Annotated in this window: 15 protein-coding genes and 1 tRNA gene; 12 read left to right on the forward strand and 4 right to left on the reverse strand. The window is 71.4% G+C overall.

Annotated features, from left to right (window positions below):
• Positions 1-66: 66 nt before the first annotated feature.
• Complete coding sequence (locus FHR37_RS03340; protein ID WP_020575848.1) at positions 67-225, reverse strand: DUF5679 domain-containing protein; 159 nt, start codon at positions 223-225, stop codon at positions 67-69.
• 584 nt (positions 226-809) lie between these two features.
• On the opposite strand from FHR37_RS03340, the gene FHR37_RS03345 reads away from it, so the two are divergent.
• The 3 genes from FHR37_RS03345 to FHR37_RS03355 all read left to right on the forward strand — a co-directional run bounded on the left by FHR37_RS03345 (position 810) and on the right by FHR37_RS03355 (position 2,803).
• Positions 810-1,397 (forward strand): M48 metallopeptidase family protein, encoded by a 588-nt coding sequence (locus FHR37_RS03345; RefSeq protein ID WP_092886958.1) that lies wholly within the window; start codon positions 810-812, stop codon positions 1,395-1,397.
• A gap of 238 nt (positions 1,398-1,635) precedes the next feature.
• Complete coding sequence (locus FHR37_RS03350) at positions 1,636-2,061, forward strand: hypothetical protein (RefSeq protein ID WP_139239122.1); 426 nt, start codon at positions 1,636-1,638, stop codon at positions 2,059-2,061.
• A gap of 142 nt (positions 2,062-2,203) precedes the next feature.
• Entirely contained in the window at positions 2,204-2,803 is a 600-nt protein-coding gene (locus FHR37_RS03355; RefSeq protein WP_092886964.1) for an STAS domain-containing protein, read from the forward strand.
• Between the two features lie 47 nt (positions 2,804-2,850).
• Here the strand turns inward: FHR37_RS03355 and def are convergent, their stop codons facing one another.
• On the reverse strand, positions 2,851-3,429 hold the full coding sequence (def, locus tag FHR37_RS03360; protein ID WP_092886967.1) for a peptide deformylase: 579 nt from the start codon (positions 3,427-3,429) through the stop codon (positions 2,851-2,853).
• 186 nt (positions 3,430-3,615) lie between these two features.
• On the opposite strand from def, the gene FHR37_RS03365 reads away from it, so the two are divergent.
• Positions 3,616-3,855 carry a hypothetical protein gene (locus tag FHR37_RS03365; protein WP_092886970.1) on the forward strand — a complete coding sequence of 80 codons (240 nt, stop codon included), beginning with the start codon at positions 3,616-3,618 and terminating at the stop codon, positions 3,853-3,855.
• Positions 3,856-3,868: 13 nt separating this feature from the next.
• Here the strand turns inward: FHR37_RS03365 and FHR37_RS03370 are convergent, their stop codons facing one another.
• Both FHR37_RS03370 and FHR37_RS03375 read right to left on the reverse strand, forming a co-directional pair.
• Positions 3,869-4,438 carry an NUDIX hydrolase gene (locus FHR37_RS03370; protein ID WP_092886973.1) on the reverse strand — a complete coding sequence of 190 codons (570 nt, stop codon included), beginning with the start codon at positions 4,436-4,438 and terminating at the stop codon, positions 3,869-3,871.
• On the reverse strand, positions 4,435-5,775 hold the full coding sequence (locus FHR37_RS03375; RefSeq protein WP_092886976.1) for a zinc-dependent metalloprotease: 1,341 nt from the start codon (positions 5,773-5,775) through the stop codon (positions 4,435-4,437). The genes FHR37_RS03370 and FHR37_RS03375 overlap by 4 nt, the downstream gene beginning before the upstream one ends.
• 226 nt (positions 5,776-6,001) lie before the next feature.
• Here FHR37_RS03375 and FHR37_RS03380 point away from each other — a divergent pair, with 226 nt between their 5' ends.
• The 8 genes from FHR37_RS03380 (at position 6,002) to FHR37_RS03415 (ending at position 16,736) form a co-directional block, all read left to right on the forward strand.
• Positions 6,002-7,042 carry an NAD-dependent epimerase/dehydratase family protein gene (locus FHR37_RS03380; RefSeq protein ID WP_237769009.1) on the forward strand — a complete coding sequence of 347 codons (1,041 nt, stop codon included), beginning with the start codon at positions 6,002-6,004 and terminating at the stop codon, positions 7,040-7,042.
• A 5-nt stretch (positions 7,043-7,047) separates the two neighbouring features.
• Positions 7,048-7,539, forward strand: a complete 492-nt coding sequence (locus FHR37_RS03385; protein ID WP_092887192.1) for a molybdenum cofactor biosynthesis protein MoaE — start codon at positions 7,048-7,050, stop codon at positions 7,537-7,539.
• 75 nt (positions 7,540-7,614) lie between these two features.
• On the forward strand, positions 7,615-8,670 hold the full coding sequence (locus tag FHR37_RS03390; RefSeq protein WP_092886982.1) for a YlbL family protein: 1,056 nt from the start codon (positions 7,615-7,617) through the stop codon (positions 8,668-8,670).
• A 198-nt stretch (positions 8,671-8,868) separates the two neighbouring features.
• A complete protein-coding gene (locus tag FHR37_RS03395) occupies positions 8,869-11,856 on the forward strand; it encodes a UPF0182 family membrane protein (protein ID WP_092886985.1) in 2,988 nt (995 codons plus the stop codon).
• 137 nt (positions 11,857-11,993) lie between these two features.
• A tRNA-Met gene (locus FHR37_RS03400) sits at positions 11,994-12,070 on the forward strand.
• 126 nt (positions 12,071-12,196) lie between these two features.
• Positions 12,197-12,739 (forward strand): hypothetical protein, encoded by a 543-nt coding sequence (locus FHR37_RS03405; RefSeq protein WP_092886988.1) that lies wholly within the window; start codon positions 12,197-12,199, stop codon positions 12,737-12,739.
• Positions 12,740-12,808: 69 nt separating this feature from the next.
• Positions 12,809-14,221: a 3' terminal RNA ribose 2'-O-methyltransferase Hen1 gene (locus tag FHR37_RS03410; RefSeq protein WP_092886990.1), complete on the forward strand. Its 1,413-nt coding sequence runs from the start codon at positions 12,809-12,811 to the stop codon at positions 14,219-14,221.
• Complete coding sequence (locus FHR37_RS03415) at positions 14,214-16,736, forward strand: polynucleotide kinase-phosphatase (protein WP_092886993.1); 2,523 nt, start codon at positions 14,214-14,216, stop codon at positions 16,734-16,736. Before FHR37_RS03410 ends, FHR37_RS03415 begins: the two co-directional genes overlap by 8 nt.
• Positions 16,737-16,814 lie beyond the last annotated feature (78 nt).

The following is a 16,814-nucleotide window of genomic DNA, read 5'->3' on the forward strand; positions in this document are numbered from 1 at the left end:
CGGCCTGCCGGACACTCGGACGGGCGGCCACCGGGGTGACCGCCCGCACGAAGCGTCTGGGTTTCGTCAGGCCTTGCCCAGGATCCGGTTGAGGTTGGTGCCACATTCGGGGCAGGTGGCCTTGGCCATCCTGGTGCCCTTGTCGTTGACCTTGATCTCACCGGTCGCGTTGCGCTTGGCCTTGCATTTCACACAGTAGAACTCGCCTGTGTAGGTCTCCGCCATGACGGCCCTCCTCGCTGTGCTGGGTCGGGGCAGGGCGGACCAGCCCGGGCCGCCCGATCTCGGGTCACTTTATTGCAGCGCCGCTCACCGACGAGTGCTCGGCACGCGGATGGCTCACGTCCTGCCCATGGTGTGCACTTTTATGCCTGTGCGTGACCGATGGCCCGGGAAGGGGTCGATCGGCGCAGCGCCGTGTCGACGTTACCCCCAGGCGGGGGCGGAGCGGCGACCGAGTCCGGTGAGCCGGGATCCGGACGTACGAAACCCCCGGAGTTGTCCGGTCCGTTCGCCTTCCCCTTGCGAACGGCTCGGGCCTTCCGGGGGCCTCGTTCTGCCGAACCTACGACCGGAGCCGACAGGGCGTCAATGTCTGCTTTCCTCCCGATGTGGACGGATCTGTGGAGAGGTTGTGTACGGCGGCCGTACGGCGGTGGACAGGCTGGGGACCCGGCTGTGGACAATGTGCGCGATCTCGGCCAAAAATCTCTGTGACCTGCAGGTTTGGCTGTCCACCGGGTGTGGAGAAGAAACTCACCCGGCGAACCTGAGCCGCTCCTGTCGGTCCGGCGGGGTACGTTGCACTCGTGGCCAAGCCGGCACCGAGGCAGCGCGTGGAGCCGCGACCGGGCGGGAAGACCGACCCCTCGCGCTGTGAGCCGCGCCAGGTGGAGGTACGCCGGAGCCCGCGCCGGCGCCGCACGGTGAGCGCCTACCGCGAGGGCGACCGGGTGGTGGTGCTGCTTCCCGCGCGGATGAGCGTGGACGAGGAGCGCCGCTGGGTCGGGGTGATGCTCGACCGGCTCTCGGCGATGGAGCAGCGCCGGCGGCCGAGCGACGAGGAGTTGCTGTCGCGCGCCCGCACACTCACCCGCCGTCATCTCGGTGACGCTCCGCTACCGACCAGCGTCCGATGGGTCGGAAACCAGGGCATGCGGTGGGGTTCGTGCACACCCAGCGACGGCACGGTCCGGCTGTCCACCCGGCTGCGGGGGATGCCCGCCTGGGTGATCGACTACGTGCTGATCCACGAGCTGGTGCACCTGGTCGAACCCGGGCACACGGCCAGATTCTGGTCGCTGGTCCGCAACTACCCGCAGGCCGATCGGGCGCGCGGCTACCTCGAGGGGGTCGCGGCGGCCGCTCAGCTGCCGCTGGAGGAGTGCGCGGACTGACCCGCGCCCCTGGTCGCCCCGCCGGGCCACGTGCCCGCCCATCGCCCCGACATCGCCCCGGCATCGCTCCGCCCGTCGCCCGCCCGGTGTGATCAACCCGTGAGCGGCCCCGTCGGCCTGTCGGCCCTGTCGTAGCCCCCGCGTTTCATCCGCGACGGGTGTGGTGCGGCCCTCGGGTGCCGACCCAGGCTGGAGCGGGGGAGTGGCGAGTCTGGCGACTTCGCGCGGGGAGGTGCTCATGCTGTGGCTGCTGACCGGCGCCGTGCTGGTGTGGATCTACCTCGGCATCCGGATCCTCGCCCGCAGACGCCGCATCCTCAACGCATCCGGGGTGTTCCGGTGCAAGGTGCGCAGTACGTCGTGGGGCGTGGAGGCCCTGGGCTACCGCTGGCCGCGCCGGCCGTCGTACGCCGTCTGGGCCCACGACGTGCTGGTCGTGTACCGCCGGTTCGCCCTGAACGAGGTGCTCGTCCTCGAATGCCGGTTCGCCGAGGACCTCGAGGTGGCCCCGTCGACGCTGCGCCGGCTGGGGCCGTGCCCGTTGCTGCTACGGATCCGGCTGGACGACGGGGCGATGGTGGAGGTCGCCGCGCCGCGCCGGGCCTGCTCGGAGCTCGTCGGGCCCTACATCGCCGCCCAGCTCCACCCCTCCGAGCGCGGCTGATCTCCGGGCCGGCGCCCGGACCTGATCCCGCGGCTTGTGACCGTCCGGGGTTCATCCCGGCCGGGTGAGGTGAAGTCGCTCCGGGTTGCCGAGACTCCCCTCAGGAGCTGGTGGACAGACGTCGGGTGCGGGGGCTTGGCTGATGATCCTGGATGACGTGTTCGGACTGGCCCGTAAGGTCGCACCGCGTGGGACCAAAGGTGAACGCCGGACCGGACGTTCGGGAACCGAGCGGTTTCCAGGCCAGGTCGCACCACCACTCATCCACCCCGCCGTCGCCCAGCCCGTCGAACCCGCCCGCCCACGGCCGCTGACCGGCCGGGCGGCGGTCCCGCAGGACGTGCTCTGCCTGCAGCCGACCGAGGCGCTGCTGTGCCCGTCGGCGTCGGTCCTGGTCACCGCGGTGCTGCGACGGATCGGGGCCTGCCGGCCGCTTCCGTACGTCGTCGTGCTCACCCTCGACCAGGCGCCGGACATCGACGACGACGGGTGTGAGGCACTGGTCGAACTGTGTTACTCGCTGCGGGCGAGCGGGATGCGGATGTACGTCGCTACCGGCTCGACCACCGTGCTGGACCGGCTGCGGGCGACCGGAGCGGTGAACCGGATGCTGGCCGGCACGGCCCACCTGAGACTGCGGACCGCGCTGCTGGCGGCGTTCGAGGACCTGCCCGGACCGGCCGTCACCACCCGCGACGTGCTCACGGAGCTGGAGAACCGGCTCACGCCGCTGCCGATCTGACCGCCCGCCGGCGGGTCGGGTCCCTGGCGGGGTGGCGGGCTCGCGGGTCAGCCGCCGGCCAGCCGGGACGAGACCGGCCAGTCGTCGGGGAAGTCCTCGGCGACGATCTCCGCCTCCCCGAACAGCCTCCGGCGTACCCGCCGGGACAGCCGGTCGGCGAAGACCGTTCCGTCCAGGTGGTCGGTCTCGTGCTGCAGGCAGCGGGCCAGCATGCCGGTTCCGTGGAACTCGACCGGGTTGCCGTACTCGTCCGCGCCCCGGACGGTCGCCTCGTCGGGCCGCGCGCACGGTGCGTACGCGCCGGGGAGGGACAGGCAGCCTTCCTCCTCCTCCACCAGGCGGCGGCCGGGGCCGGTCGGCACGTCGAGGACGGGGTTGCACACCACGCCCTGGTGGAGAACCCCACCGTCGTCGGCGCAGCGGAAGACGAACACCCGAAGATCCACGCCGACCTGGTTGGCGGCCAGGCCCACGCCGTCCGCGGCGTCCATGGTCGCGGTCATGTCGGCCACGAGCGCGTGCAGGCCGGGGTCGTACGTCTCGACCGGCCGGCAGGGGCGGTGCATGACGGGGTCGCCCCACCGCGTCATCGGGCGGACGGTTCCGCCCTCGGGCAACGTGCCCACGGTGTCTCCTCACCTCAGCAAGGTCGGGCCGGTGGATCGGGCGCCGGTTCGGGCCTTCGGCGATCACCGTATGCCACACCGGGGGCCGGATCCCCGGCGGCTCACCCCCGGCGAGGGCGGCGACACGCAGCGGGTCGGGGTAGCACCGACCCACGCCGAACGGGGACACATCGGTATGGTCCTCGCATGGCGGATCCGAACAAGCCACCGGCAGACCTGACCCAGCCACCGGTGAACGCGCCCCGACCGGAGGCCCAGCCGGGCGGATCCGAGGAGGATCCGGGCGCCAACACGGTGATGTTCCAGAAGTACGTCGACCAGCGGGGCGCGGAGCCGCCCGGCGGCCGTACCCGGATGATCACGGTGGTCGCAGGTGCGGCCGTTCTCGTGGTGCTCCTGGTAGTCGCCTACCTCGCGCTGTCCTGAGCGGGGAAGCGCCTCAGGCGAGCGCCGACACCGCCCGCCGCGCGGCCGCCACGCTGTCCACGACTCCCGACGCCAGGTCGCCGGGGAGTTCCCCGACCCCGAACCACCGCACGTCCGCCGACTCCTCGCTCACCACCGGCTTCGCGCCGTAGGGAGCGGTCCCGAGGTACTGCACGTCGAGGTGCGTCTCCGCGTGGCAGGGCGCGCCGTGCCTGGACAACCTGAGTGGCTGGTCGCTCACGTGCAGGCCGGCCAGGCCGGTCTCCTCCACCGCCTCCCGGGTGGCCGCCGCGGCCAGTGAGACGTCGCTCTCCTCGCAGTGCCCGCCCGGCTGCACCCACCGGTGGATCCGTCCGTGCAGGACGAGGAGGACGTGCTCGGCCGTCGGGTCGACGACGACCATGCTGGCGGTGACGTGCGCGGGCCGGCACGCGCGCCACACGCCGTCCGGCCGCGCGGCGAGATGGTCGAGGTACGCCTGCCGCAGCGTCGCCTGTTCGGGTGACGGCGGCTCCCACGACGACAGGACGCGAACGGCGTCGGCGTGCAGGGAGTGCGCCTGGCCGGTGTACGGCGCGCTCACCGGGCGGTGCCGTCGCCGCGGCCCTCGTCCTCCGGCCGGTCGTCGTCAGGCCGGTCGTCACCGGACTCGTCGCCGTGGACCTGGCCGAGGTCGTCGAAGCCCAGGTCGCCGATGTCCATCCGGTCCGGCGAGGCGGCCCGCTCGGCGAAGCCCTTCGCGTCGTCCAGGTCCTCGCCCGTGGGCAGCATGTCGGGGTGGGCCCACAGGGCCTCCCGGCCACTGATGCCGCGGTTCTCCCGCAACGACGCCCACACCGTGGCCGCGTCCCGCATCCGCCGCGGCCGGATCTCCAGCCCCACCAGGGTCACGAACGTCTGCTCGGCCGGCCCGCCCTCGGCGCGGCGCCGGCGGATCGCCTCGTGCAACAGCGGGGCGGACGGCATCCGCGGTCCGGCGGCGGAGGTGACCACGTCGTCGACCCAGCCCTCGACCAGGGCGAGCGCGGTCTCCAGCCGGGCGAGCGCGGCCTTCTGCCGGGGAGTCTCCTCGGGCTCGAGGAGCCCGCCGGCGAGTGCGTCGTTGAGCGCCTCGGGGTTGGACATGTCGATGGTGCCGACGGCCTCCTCGAGCTTGGAGGTGTCGACGTGCATCCCGCGGGCGTACTCCTCGACCGCGGAGAACAGGTGCGCGGACAGCCACGGCGCGTGGTGGAAGAGCCGCTGGTGTGCGCACTCGCGCAGCGCGAGATACAGGCGTACGTCGTCCGCGGGCAGGTCGAGCCCGCTGCCGAACGCCGCGACGTTGGCGGGCACCAGCACCGGCTGACCGGCGGGTCCGAGCGGCAGCCCGATGTCGGTCGCGCCGACCACCTCGGTGGCGAGCTGGCCGAGGCCCTGACCGACCTGGGCGCCGAACATCATCCCGCCGACCTGGGTGAGGACGCCGGTGAGCTGGGCGCCCATGCCGGCCGCCTGTTCCGGCAGCGCCTGGCCCATCGCACCGACCACGTGTGCGGCCAGCGGCTCGACCAGCTTCTTCCACGCGGGCAGCGTTCCGTCCAGCCACTCGGCGCGGTTCCACGCCAGCGCCTGCCCGGCCGAGGCGGCCGGCAGGCTGGTGGCGTCGTCGAGCCAGTGCTCGGCGAGGCGTACGGTCTGGTCGACCTGGGCACGCTCCTCAGCGGTGAGGGACGCGTCACCGGTCTGGCGGATCGTCTGCTTGGCCGTCTCGACGGCGAGTTGCCAGTTGATAGGGCCGCCCTGCCACGAGAACATGTTCTGCAGCTGACCGAAGATCGCGCCGAGGTCGAACCCCGGGAACGGGTTGTCCGGGCCGCCGGGTGGACGCTTCTCGGGCTCCTCGCCCTCGCGACCCGGGCCGGGCTCGTCGTTGCTCACGGTTGGACCTCCGGCAGGATGAGGGACAGCTGCGTGTGGTGGGGATCGGGTTCGGGCTGTGCCGCCCGACGTGTCCCAGCCGCACGAAGCGAGCAGTTCATGTCGTCCAACCTAGCCCGGGAGTTTCCCACTGAACGACGAACCCACCCCCGTTGGTGCCCGGCGCCCCCGGCGCACCACGCGTCGCACCGCGCCGGCCCGTCGTGGCGGTGGTCTGGTGGTCGCGGTGACCGGTGCTGCCTCCGGGCTGGGCCGGGCACTGGTCGAGCGGCTGGCCGGCCTGGCCGAGATCAACCGCGTCGTCGGCCTGGACGAGCGGCGCGGTGACGTTGAGGGCGTGGAGTGGCGGGTACTCGACATCCGGGACCCCGCGGTCGCGCAGCGGATCGCCGGGTGTGACGTGGTGGTCCACCTCGACGTCGACCTTTCGCCCGATACGGAGCCGCGGCAGCGGAGTGCCCGCAATGTCCGTGGCGCGCAGACCGTGCTGACCGCGGCGGCGGCGTCCGGCGTACCCCGGATCGTGCTGTGTACGAGCGCGATGGTGTACGGCGCGCTCGCCGACAACCCGGTGCCCCTGGCCGACGACGCGCCGCTGCGCGCCCGGCCCGAGGGCGTGGTGGCCGACCTGCTGGAGATCGAGTGGCTGGCCCGGCGGGCGCCGCGGGCGCACCCGGGTCTGTCGGTGACGGTGGTGCGGCCGGCGATGGTGGTCGGCGGCGCCGTCGACACCTTCCTCACCCGGCACTTCGAGGCGGCGCGGCTGCTGGTGATCCGGGGCAGCCGGCCGAGCTGGCAGTTCTGCCACGTAGACGACCTGCTGAGCGGGCTGGAGTGGGCGACGCTCGGGCGGGTCGAGGGTTCGGTGACGGTCGGCAGCGAGGGGTTCCTGGAGCAGGACGAGGTGGAGAAGCTCGTCGGCCTGCCCCGGCTCGAACTCCCCGAGAGCCTCGCGCTGGGGGCGGCCGAACGCCTGCACCGGCTCGGGCTCACCCCGGCGCCGGCCAGCGACCTCGCCTACGTCAGTCACCCCTGGGTAGTCTCCTCGGACAAGCTGCTGGCCGCCGGCTGGCGTCCCGTTCACGACAACACCACCGCGTGCGAAGCCCTCGCGACCGACGTGGCCGGACGGCACACCGCGCTCGGCCGGCGGATCGGCCGGCGGGAGACCGCGACGTTGGGCGCGGCCGGTGCGACGGTGGCGCTGCTGGGTACGGCCGCGGTCGTCCGCAGGGCCCGGCGCCGCAAGACCAGAGGGGGAACGTGACCGACGTGACCGACTCGACCGAGCCGACGGCGGCCACCGCTGTCACCGCGACGTCCGCCGGTGGGACGGCGCCGGACCGGATCCGGTTGCTCGACCTGCGTGAGACCCCGCTGTCCGCCGACGAGGTGCTCGCTGCGATCGCCGACCCGCGCGCGGGTGGCTTCTGCCTGTTCGTCGGTGCGGTCCGCGACCACGACGACGGCCGTTCGGTGACCGAGCTGGGGTACGAAGCACACCCGCTCGCGCTGCGGGAGCTGCGCGCCGTCGCCGAGGAGGTCGTCGCGGCGCATCCGGTGTGCGGCCTCGCGGCGGTGCACCGCACCGGTGACCTGGCGGTCGGCGAGGCGGCGGTCGTCGTGGGAGTGTCCGCGCCCCATCGGGACGCGGCGTTCGCGGCCGCCCGGATGCTGATCGACGACCTGAAGGCGCGGGTCCCGCTGTGGAAGCACCAGCGGTTCACCGGCGGCGACGCGGAATGGGTCGGCGCGCAGGACTGAGCCCGGACGGGTCCGGCGCGCGTCTCGAGCACGCCTGCCGATGTCACCGGGGCGTCGTCACCTAACCTTGCCCCCATGTCCCGCCGTACCGCGACGATGGCGCTGACCGCCGTCCTGCTCGTCGCCCTGGTCGCTCTCGCGTGGTTGGTACCGGTTCCGTACGTCGCGATGAGCCCGGGGCCGACCGAGAACACCCTGGGGAAGTTCCGCGGGAAGCCGGTCGTCACCATCCAGGGACACCGGACCTACCCCACGAAGGGGCAGCTCGACCTCACCACGGTGGCGGTCACCAGCCCGGACCAGAAGCTCGACCTCGCCGGCATGGTGGCCGGGTGGCTCGACCCGCGGGTGGCGGTCATTCCCCGCGACTACGTCTACCCGCCGAACCAGACCCCGGCGCAGGTGCAGCAGCAGAACGCCGAGCAGATGGAGACCTCCCAGCAGGCGGCGGTGGCCGCCGCGCTGCGCCAGACCGGCGACAAGGTGACGTCGGTGGTCCAGGTCAAGGCCGTCGTGGAGAAGTCGCCCGCGGTGGGCCGGCTGAAGGCCGCCGACGTGATCCTCGCCGTCGACGGCACCAAGGTCACCAGCGCCCAGCAGGTCGTGGCGCTCGTCGGCCGGCACCGGCCGGGGGACAAGCTGAGGTTCTCCGTCCGGCGGGGCGGCAAGCCGCGTGAGGTCAGCGTCACCACCACGAAGTCGCCGACCGACGCCAAGCGGGCGTTCGTGGGAATCCAGCCGTTCGACGGCTTCCAGTTCCCGTTCGCCGTGCGGATCAACCTCGGTCAGGACATCGGCGGGCCGAGCGCGGGCACGATGTTCGCGCTGGCGATCGTCGACAAGCTCACCGCCGGCGAGCTGACCGGAGGCCGGCACGTCGCGGGCACCGGCACCATCGACGCGGACGGCAAGGTCGGCCCGATCGGCGGGATCCAGCAGAAGATCGCGGGCGCCAAGGAGGGCGGCGCCACGACGTTCCTCGTCCCGGCGGCGAACTGCCCGGCGGCGGCCGGCGCGTCCACCAAGGACATCCGGCTCGTACGGATCGCTACACTGCGTGATGCCGTCTCGGCGTTGGAGGCTCTGAACAAGAACCCCAGGGCCACCGTGCCGACCTGCAGCAGGGGCTGACCCGGCCGCGGCACGACGATCGACCGGGAGGGCGGGAACTCCGCGGCCCGGCCCGAAGTTGCCTGACTGACGGCGGGACGTCCCGTGCGTCCGCTTCGGTGTACCCGCTGTTACCGACTTTCGCCGAAGATCCCGACCGAAGGCCAGGCCGAAGAACCCAGGCCGAAGAACCACCCCGCACCGAGGAACGAGGACCACGTGAGCAGCTTCTCCGCCCCGCGCGATCCGTCCAGGCGAGGCTTCCCCCGGGGCAACGTCCGCACGCGGGCACTGGTTCCCACGATCGTGGTCCTGGTCGTCCTCATGGCGGTCTTCGGGATCTTCACCAACTTCTGGACCGAACGCCTGTGGTTCGGCGCGGTCGACTACTCCGGGGTCTTCACCACGACGCTGGTCACCAAGGTCGGGATGTTCGCCGTCTTCGGCGTGTTCCTGGGCGCGGTGGTGTTCGCCAACCTCGCCCTGGCGTACCGCCTGCGGCCCCGCTACCGCGCGATGTCGACCGAGCAGCAGACCCTGGACCGCTACCGCGCCGTGGTCGACCCGCACCGCAAGCTGATCGGGGGAGTCGCCGCACTGCTGCTGGCACTGATCGCGGGGTCGAGTGCGGCCGGCCGGTGGGAGACCTTCCTGCAGTGGCGCAACGCCACCAGCTTCGGCACCAAGGACCCGCAGTTCGGGCTGGACGTGTCGTTCTTCGTGTTCGGCTATCCGTGGTACCGCTTCCTGATCGGCTTCGGCTTCTCCGTCATCGTCCTGTCGCTGATCGCCGCCCTGGTCGCGCACTACCTCTACGGCGGGATCCGGCTGCAGACGCAGGGGCAGAAGGCGTCCTCCGCCGCACAGGCGCACCTGTCGGTGCTGCTCGGGCTGTTCGTTCTGCTCAAGGCGGTCGCCTACTGGTTCGACCGCTACGGCCTGGTCACCGCCGGGCACCGGATGTCCAACCAGGCGTTCACCGGCCTCACCTACACCGACGCGCACGCGGTCCTGCCTGCCAAGACGGTGTTGACAGTGATCGCGGCGATCTGCGCGCTGCTGTTCTTCGCCAACGTCGTCCGCCGCACCTGGCTGCTGCCCGGGCTCGGGGTCGGCCTGCTGGTGCTGTCCACGGTGCTGCTCGGCTGGGCGTGGCCGGCGATCATCCAGCAGGTGACCGTCCGCCCGAACGAGCCGGTCAAGGAGAACAAGTTCATCCAGCGCAACATCGACGCCACCCGCGCGGCGTACGGCGTCAACGGCACCGACGTCACCGAGTACACCGCGAAGACGACCACGACCGCCGGTCAGCTGGCCGACGACGCCGAGACCCTGCCGGGCGTACGCCTGATCGACCCCGCGATCGTGGGGGAGACGTTCGAGCAACTGCAGCAGGTGCGTGGCTTCTACACCTTCAACAAGCCGCTGGACGTCGACCGCTACAAGATCAACGGCGAGTCGCGCGACGCGGTGGTGGCGGTGCGCGAGCTGAACCTCGCGGGCGTCCCGGCCGACCAGCGCAACTGGAACAACGACCACACCGTCTACACCCACGGCTACGGCATCGTCGGCGCGTACGGCAACCAGCGCACCAACGAGGGCAGTCCGCAGTGGCTGCAGGGCGGCATCCCCACCCAGGGCGAGCTCGGGAAGTTCGAGCCCCGGATCTACTTCGGCGAGGAGTCGCCGCCGTACTCCATCGTCGGCGCGCCCAAGGGCTCCAAGCCGGTCGAGCTGGACATCCCCGGCGGCAGCGGTGACGCGAAGACCACCAACACCTACCAGGGCAAGGGTGGGGTGCCGCTCGGGTCGTTCGGCAGCAGGCTGCTCTACGCCGCGAAGTTCCAGGACTTCAACATCCTGCTCAACCAGTCCCGGATCAACTCCGACTCCAAGGTGCTGTACGACCGCGAGCCACGCGAGCGGGTGCAGAAGGTCGCGCCCTGGCTGAGCCTCGACTCCGACCCGTACCCCGCGGTCGTCGACGGCCGGATCAAGTGGATCGTCGACGGCTACACCATGTCGGCCGACTACCCGCTGTCGCAGCGGTTGCTGCTGGACGACGCGACCTCGACGTCGCTGACCCGGCAGCCGGCGATCGCGGGCCAGCCCAGCGAACGCCTCAACTACGTACGCAACTCGGTCAAGGCGACGGTCGACGCCTACGACGGCACGGTCTCGCTGTACCAGTGGGACACCAAGGACCCGGTGCTGCGCACCTGGATGAAGGCGTTCCCGAACACCGTGCAGCCGCGGTCGAAGATGCCCGACGCGTTGCTGGACCACGTGCGCTATCCCGAGGACCTGATGAAGATCCAGCGGGAGATCCTCGCGCAGTACCACGTCGCCGACGCCGGGTCCTTCTACCAGGGCACCGAGCGGTGGCGGGTGCCGTCCGACCCGACCCAGCAGGGCGCGAAGCAGCCGGCGTACTACCTGTCGGTGCGGATGCCGGGGGAGAAGAGCCCGGCGTTCTCGCTCACCTCGACCTACATCTACTTCAACCGGGAGAACCTCGCGGCGTTCGTGGCCGTCGACGCCGACGCGAGATCGAAGAACTACGGCAAGATCCGGGTGCTGCAGCTCGCCGACAAGACCCAGATCGACGGGCCGAGCCAGATCGCCAACAAGCTCAACTCCGACACCCGGGTGGCCGGCGCGCTGCTGCCGCTGACCCGCGGTGACAGCCGTCCCACGAAGGGCAATCTGCTCACGTTGCCGGTCGGCGGTGGCCTGCTCTACGTCCAGCCGGTGTACGTCGAGAGCGGCTCCGGCGACGCGTCCTACCCGCTGCTCCGGCTCGTGCTCGCGTCCTTCGGCGGGCAGACGGGTGTGGGCACGACGCTGCAGGAAGCGCTGAACATGGTGTTCCAGGGCGACGCGGGCGCCGACACCGGGGAGAACGCGGGCGACCAGCCGAGCCAGCCCGAACAACCGGGCAAGCAGCCGAACCAGCCGAACCAGCCCTCGGAGACGGTGGCCACCGCGCTGGCCGAGGCGAGCAAGGCGTTCGACCAGGCCCAGGCCGCGTTGCAGAAGGGCGACCTCAAGGGGTACGCGGACGCGGTGGCGCGGGCGCAGGAGGCGGTGGGCCGGGCGGCGAAGGCCCAGGCCGCGGAGCGTGACCGGGCGGACAAGGCGACGCCGAAGCCGGCCCCCAAGGCGACGCCGAAGCGGACGCCCACGCCGGCACCCCGCCCCGGATAGGCGACGCACCCAGGCCTCCGCCGCGGGCTGGCAGGTGGAGTTCCGACCCGGGCAAACCCGGGCGAATGCTCCCAGCCCGCGGCGGAGGGGGCCGATTTGCACTCCGCGATCAGTGCCCGTAGTCTTCTACATGTCGACGCGGGGTGGAGCAGTTCGGTAGCTCGCTGGGCTCATAACCCAGAGGTCGCAGGTTCAAATCCTGCCCCCGCTACCAATCGAAACCGGCCCGGGCTATCGCCCGGGCCGGCTTTGCATTCCAGCAGGGGTGTGTCCCGGGCTGGGATCCCGGACAGCCGGGGCGGCGGCCTCGATGTGGCCGAGGATCAGGTCGGCGACGGTTGTGGCCCGCTACTCGTCCTTCGAGAACCAGAGCAAGGGGCCGGACACGACCAAGCTCCAGGAAGCGGCGTACAACTCGCAGTTGGCGGCCGGTTTACCGATCAGTGAGCTGGCACGCACCCTGTTCGTACAGACCGACGGAGCGATCCCCCTTCGGTGTTGCGCGTCCTATGTTCATGCCATCCAGAACATGGACTGGTTCAAGGCGGCGTTCACTGCACATGGCGACCCGGTAGTCGTCGTGGGTGGCAGGGGGAGCAGCGGTGCTGATGCCGCTCAGCGGCGGGTGAAGATCGACACGAACGACCGGTGGAACCCATCCCGGTGCGAGCACGCGTGTCTTCATGAACTGGCCCGCGTGGTGACCCCTGATCGTGGCTCGGACGGGGAGCTCCGCGAGCCTGCTCACGGCAGGGACAGCAGCAGGGGCCACCATCACGCGTGGCGAGCCAACTTCGTCTTCATCGTGAGAATGACACTGGGGAAGCAGGCCGCGCTACGGCTCAGGCACGAGTTCTGTCAGTGGGGACTGCCAACACGCTGAATCGAGACGCATTCGCCGAGGTCGGGCGGCATGGGCGGGATTCCCGCACCTGTCGGGCAGACTGAGCGCGTGCTTCTGACCGTCTCGACCACGCACCAGCCGGCGACCGACCTCGGCTACCTCCTGCACAAGCACCCCGACCGGGTGCAGGAGTTCAGGCAGTCGTTCGGCACCGTGACGGTTCTCTATCCCGAAGCCACCGCGGAACGCTGCACCGCCGCGCTCCTGCTCGACGTCGACCCGGTCCGGCTGGCGCGTTCACAGGCCAGGAACTCTCCCGACTTCAGTCTCGCGCAGTACGTCAACGACCGGTCCTATGCCGCCTCGTCACTGCTGGGTGTGGCGATGGCCGACGTGTTCAGCACCGCCCGGAGTGGCCGATGCGCCTCCCGGCAGGAGCTGGCCGACTCGGCGATCCCGCTCGAGATCGCCGTTCCCGTACTCCCGTGCCGGGGCGGCGCCGACATCGCCCACCGGCTCTTCGAGCCCCTCGGCTGGGCGGTCGAGGCCGACCCGATCCCCCTCGACGAGGCCTTCGCCGAGTGGGGCGACTCCCGCTACGTCCGCCTTCGGCTGACCGGCGTCGTCCGGCTGGCCGACGCGCTGAACCAGCTGCACGTGTTGCTGCCGGTGCTGGACGAGTCCAAGCACTACTGGCAGGGCCCGGACGAGGTGGACAAGCTGCTGAGGTCGGGAGAGGGCTGGCTCGGCACCCACCCGGACGCCGCCCTGATCACCCGCCGCTATCTCGGCCGTCGAAGCGGCCTCACCCGGACCGCGCTGGCCCGGCTGGCCGAGCTCGGCGACGAGACGGAGGAGGCCCTCGAGCGGGCCGAGGAGGAGGACGTCTCGCAGCCGGAGGAGAAGCGGATCCCGCTCAACGTCGCGCGCCACGAGGCGGTCCACCAGGCCCTGCTCGACCTGGGGGTGAGGACGGTGATCGACCTCGGCTGCGGCCCGGGCCAGTTCATGGACCGGCTGGTGAAGACGCCGGCGTTCACGCGCGTCGCGGGCAGCGACGTCTCCACGCGTTCCCTCCAGTACGCCGCGCGGCGGCTGCGGCTGGACCGGATGAGCGAGCGGCAGGCCGAGCGGGTCGCGCTGTTCCAGAGCGCCCTGACCTACGAGGACGACCGGATCGCCGGCTTCGACGCCGCCGTCCTGATGGAGGTCGTCGAGCACGTCGACCCGTCCCGCCTGGAGGCGCTGGAACGGGTGGTGTTCGGCGCGGCGCGGCCCGGTGCCGTTCTCGTGACGACCCCCAACGCCGAGTACAACGTGCTGTACGAAGGACTGGCCGGCATGCGGCACCCCGACCACCGGTTCGAGTGGACCCGGGAGGAGTTCACCGAGTGGTCCGGCCGGGTCGCCGCGACGTACGGCTACCTCGTCGACCTGCGAGGCGTCGGCGACCTCGACCAGACGCTCGGCACCCCGACCCAGCTGGCGATCTTCACCCGGAAGGAAGGCGACGATGACTGACGTGCCGACCGGCAGGCAGCAGGTCGGCGTTCCCGCCATGGGACTCGTCGTCCTGGTCGGCGTCTCCGGCAGCGGCAAGTCCACCTTCGCCCGCCACCACTTCAAGCCCACCGAGGTCGTCTCCAGCGACTTCTGCCGTGGCCTGGTGGCCGACGACGAGAACGACCAGTCGGCCACCCCCGACGCCTTCGACGTACTCCACTACATCGTCGGCACCCGGCTGCGCCGCGGGCTGCTCACCGTGGTCGACGCCACCAACGTCCAGCAGGCGGCACGCGCGGCGCTGGTCAAGCTGGCCAGGAGCCACGACGTGCTGGTCGACGCGATCGTCCTCGACGTCCCCGAGCCGGTCGCGGTCGAACGCAACCGGCAGCGGCCCGAACGCGAGTTCGGCGCACATGTCGTCTCCCGCCAGCACCGCGACCTCAGGCAGTCGCTGCGGCGGCTGAACAAGGAGGGTTTCCGCCGCGTCCACGTGCTGCGTGGTGCCGACCGGATCGACGCGGCCGAGATCGTTCGCGAGCGCCCGTGGAACGACCGCAGGGACGTGCACGGCCCCTTCGACATCATCGGCGACGTCCACGGCTGCGCCTCCGAGCTTCGCACCCTGCTCACCGAACTCGGCTGGAAGATCGAGTACGACGGCAGTGCGGCGGTCGACGCCACCCACCCCGAGGGCCGCCAGGCCGCGTTCGTCGGCGACCTCGTCGACCGCGGCCCGGACACGCCGGGCGTACTCCGGCTCGTGATGGGCATGGTCGCGTCCGGCAACGCCCTGTGCGTCTCCGGCAACCACGAGGCCAAACTCCTACGTGCTCTCAGGGGCTCGAAGGTGAGCGTCTCCCACGGCCTGGCGGAGTCGCTCGCCCAACTGGACAGCGAGCCGGAGGAGTTCCGTTCCCGGGCGTACGCGTTCATGGACGGCCTCGTCAGCCACTACGTGCTCGACGACGGGAAGCTGGTCGTCGCGCACGCCGGGCTGAAGGAGTCCTACCACGGACGGTCGTCCGGCCGGGTGCGTTCGTTCGCGCTGTACGGCGACACGACCGGCGAGACCGACGAGTACGGCCTGCCCGTCCGTTACCCGTGGGCGCAGGAGTACCGCGGCCGGGCGGTCGTCGTCTACGGCCACACCCCGGTCCCGGCGGCGGAATGGATCAACAACACCATCTGCCTGGACACCGGCGTCGTCTTCGGCGGCGCGCTCACCGCGCTGCGCTACCCCGAGCGCGAGATCGTCTCCGTACCCGCCGAACAGCAGTGGTACGAGCCGGTCCGTCCCCTTGCCCCGGCCACGGCGGACCGGGAGGCCTCGGTCCTGCGGATCGGCGACGTCGCCGGCACCCGCTGGCTGGAAACGACCCACGCCGGCAAGGTGAAGATTCCGGAGGAGAACGCCGCCGCCGCGCTGGAGATCATGAGCCGCTTCGCGGTCGACCCGCGATGGCTGGTCTACCTCCCGCCCACCATGTCGCCGGTCGCGACCGCCACCACCGAGGGCTTCCTGGAGCGTCCCGAGCAGGCCTTCGAGGAGTACGCCGGGTGGGGAGTCTCCCGCGTGGTGTGCGAGGAGAAGCACATGGGCTCGCGCGCCGTCGCGGTCATCGCGAAGGACGCCGACGCCGCCGAACGGCGCTTCGGAGTCGGGGACGGCACCACCGGCGTGGTGTACACCCGTACCGGCAGGCCGTTCTTCACCGACACCACCGAACTCGTCGACCGGCTGCGCGATACGGCCGGGCCGCTGTTCGAGTCACTGGACACCGACTGGCTCGCGCTGGACTGCGAGCTTCTGCCCTGGTCGGCCAAGGCCGAGGACCTCATCAAGGCGCAGTACGCCTCGGTGGGTGCGGCCGCCCGCGGCGCGCTGCCCGAGGCGCTCGACGTGCTGGAGCGGGCCGCGGCGCGCGGGCTCGACGTCGGCGGCCTCCTCGACAAGTCGCGGCGGCGGCTGAAGAACGCCGGGGCGTTCCGGGACGCCTACGCGGCCTACGTCCGGCCCACCGACGGGCTCGAGGGAGTCACGCTCGCGCCGTTCCAGATCCTCGCCTGCGAAGGCCGCGCGCTCGCGCTCACCGAGTCGCACGAGTGGCACCTCGCCGAGCTGGCGAAGCTGGAGGGCGACCTGATCACGCCGACGCGGCACCGGTTCGTCGACCTCGCCTCCGGAGACGAACGCGACGCGGCCACCCGGTGGTGGCTCGACCTGACGGCCGACGGCGGAGAGGGCATGGTGGTCAAGCCCGCGCACCTCGTCGAGGGAAGAGTTCAGCCCGGCATCAAGGTGCGTGGCCGGGAGTACCTCCGGATCATCTACGGCCCCGACTACACCGACTCCCTCGACGTGCTCCGTGGCCGCCACCTCGGAAAGAAGCGCCAGCTCGCCCAACGTGAACACGGGCTGGGGCTGGAGGCACTGACCGCGTTCGTCGGCCACGAGCCCCTCTGGAAGGTCCACCAGTCGGTCTTCGCGGTGCTTGCGCTGGAGTCCGAGCCGGTCGACCCTCGGCTGTGACCCGGAGCGCCGGACGCCGACGGTACGCCTCGACGAGTGCGACGAACTTCGGGGTTCGGACTGATGTTCACCTTCCGG

It is taken from the genome of Actinopolymorpha cephalotaxi, from assembly GCF_013408535.1.
Taxonomy (GTDB): domain Bacteria; phylum Actinomycetota; class Actinomycetes; order Propionibacteriales; family Actinopolymorphaceae; genus Actinopolymorpha; species Actinopolymorpha cephalotaxi.

Coding starts and splice junctions, on each gene's coding strand:
- FHR37_RS03350 (WP_139239122.1), top strand. CDS start 1,636: ATGCTGTGGCTGCTGACCGGCGCCGTGCTGGTGTGGATCTACCTCGGC.
- FHR37_RS03355 (WP_092886964.1), top strand. CDS start 2,204: ATGATCCTGGATGACGTGTTCGGACTGGCCCGTAAGGTCGCACCGCGT.
- FHR37_RS03340 (WP_020575848.1), bottom strand. CDS start 225: ATGGCGGAGACCTACACAGGCGAGTTCTACTGTGTGAAATGCAAGGCC.
- FHR37_RS03415 (WP_092886993.1), top strand. CDS start 14,214: ATGACTGACGTGCCGACCGGCAGGCAGCAGGTCGGCGTTCCCGCCATG.
- FHR37_RS03390 (WP_092886982.1), top strand. CDS start 7,615: ATGTCCCGCCGTACCGCGACGATGGCGCTGACCGCCGTCCTGCTCGTC.
- FHR37_RS03365 (WP_092886970.1), top strand. CDS start 3,616: ATGGCGGATCCGAACAAGCCACCGGCAGACCTGACCCAGCCACCGGTG.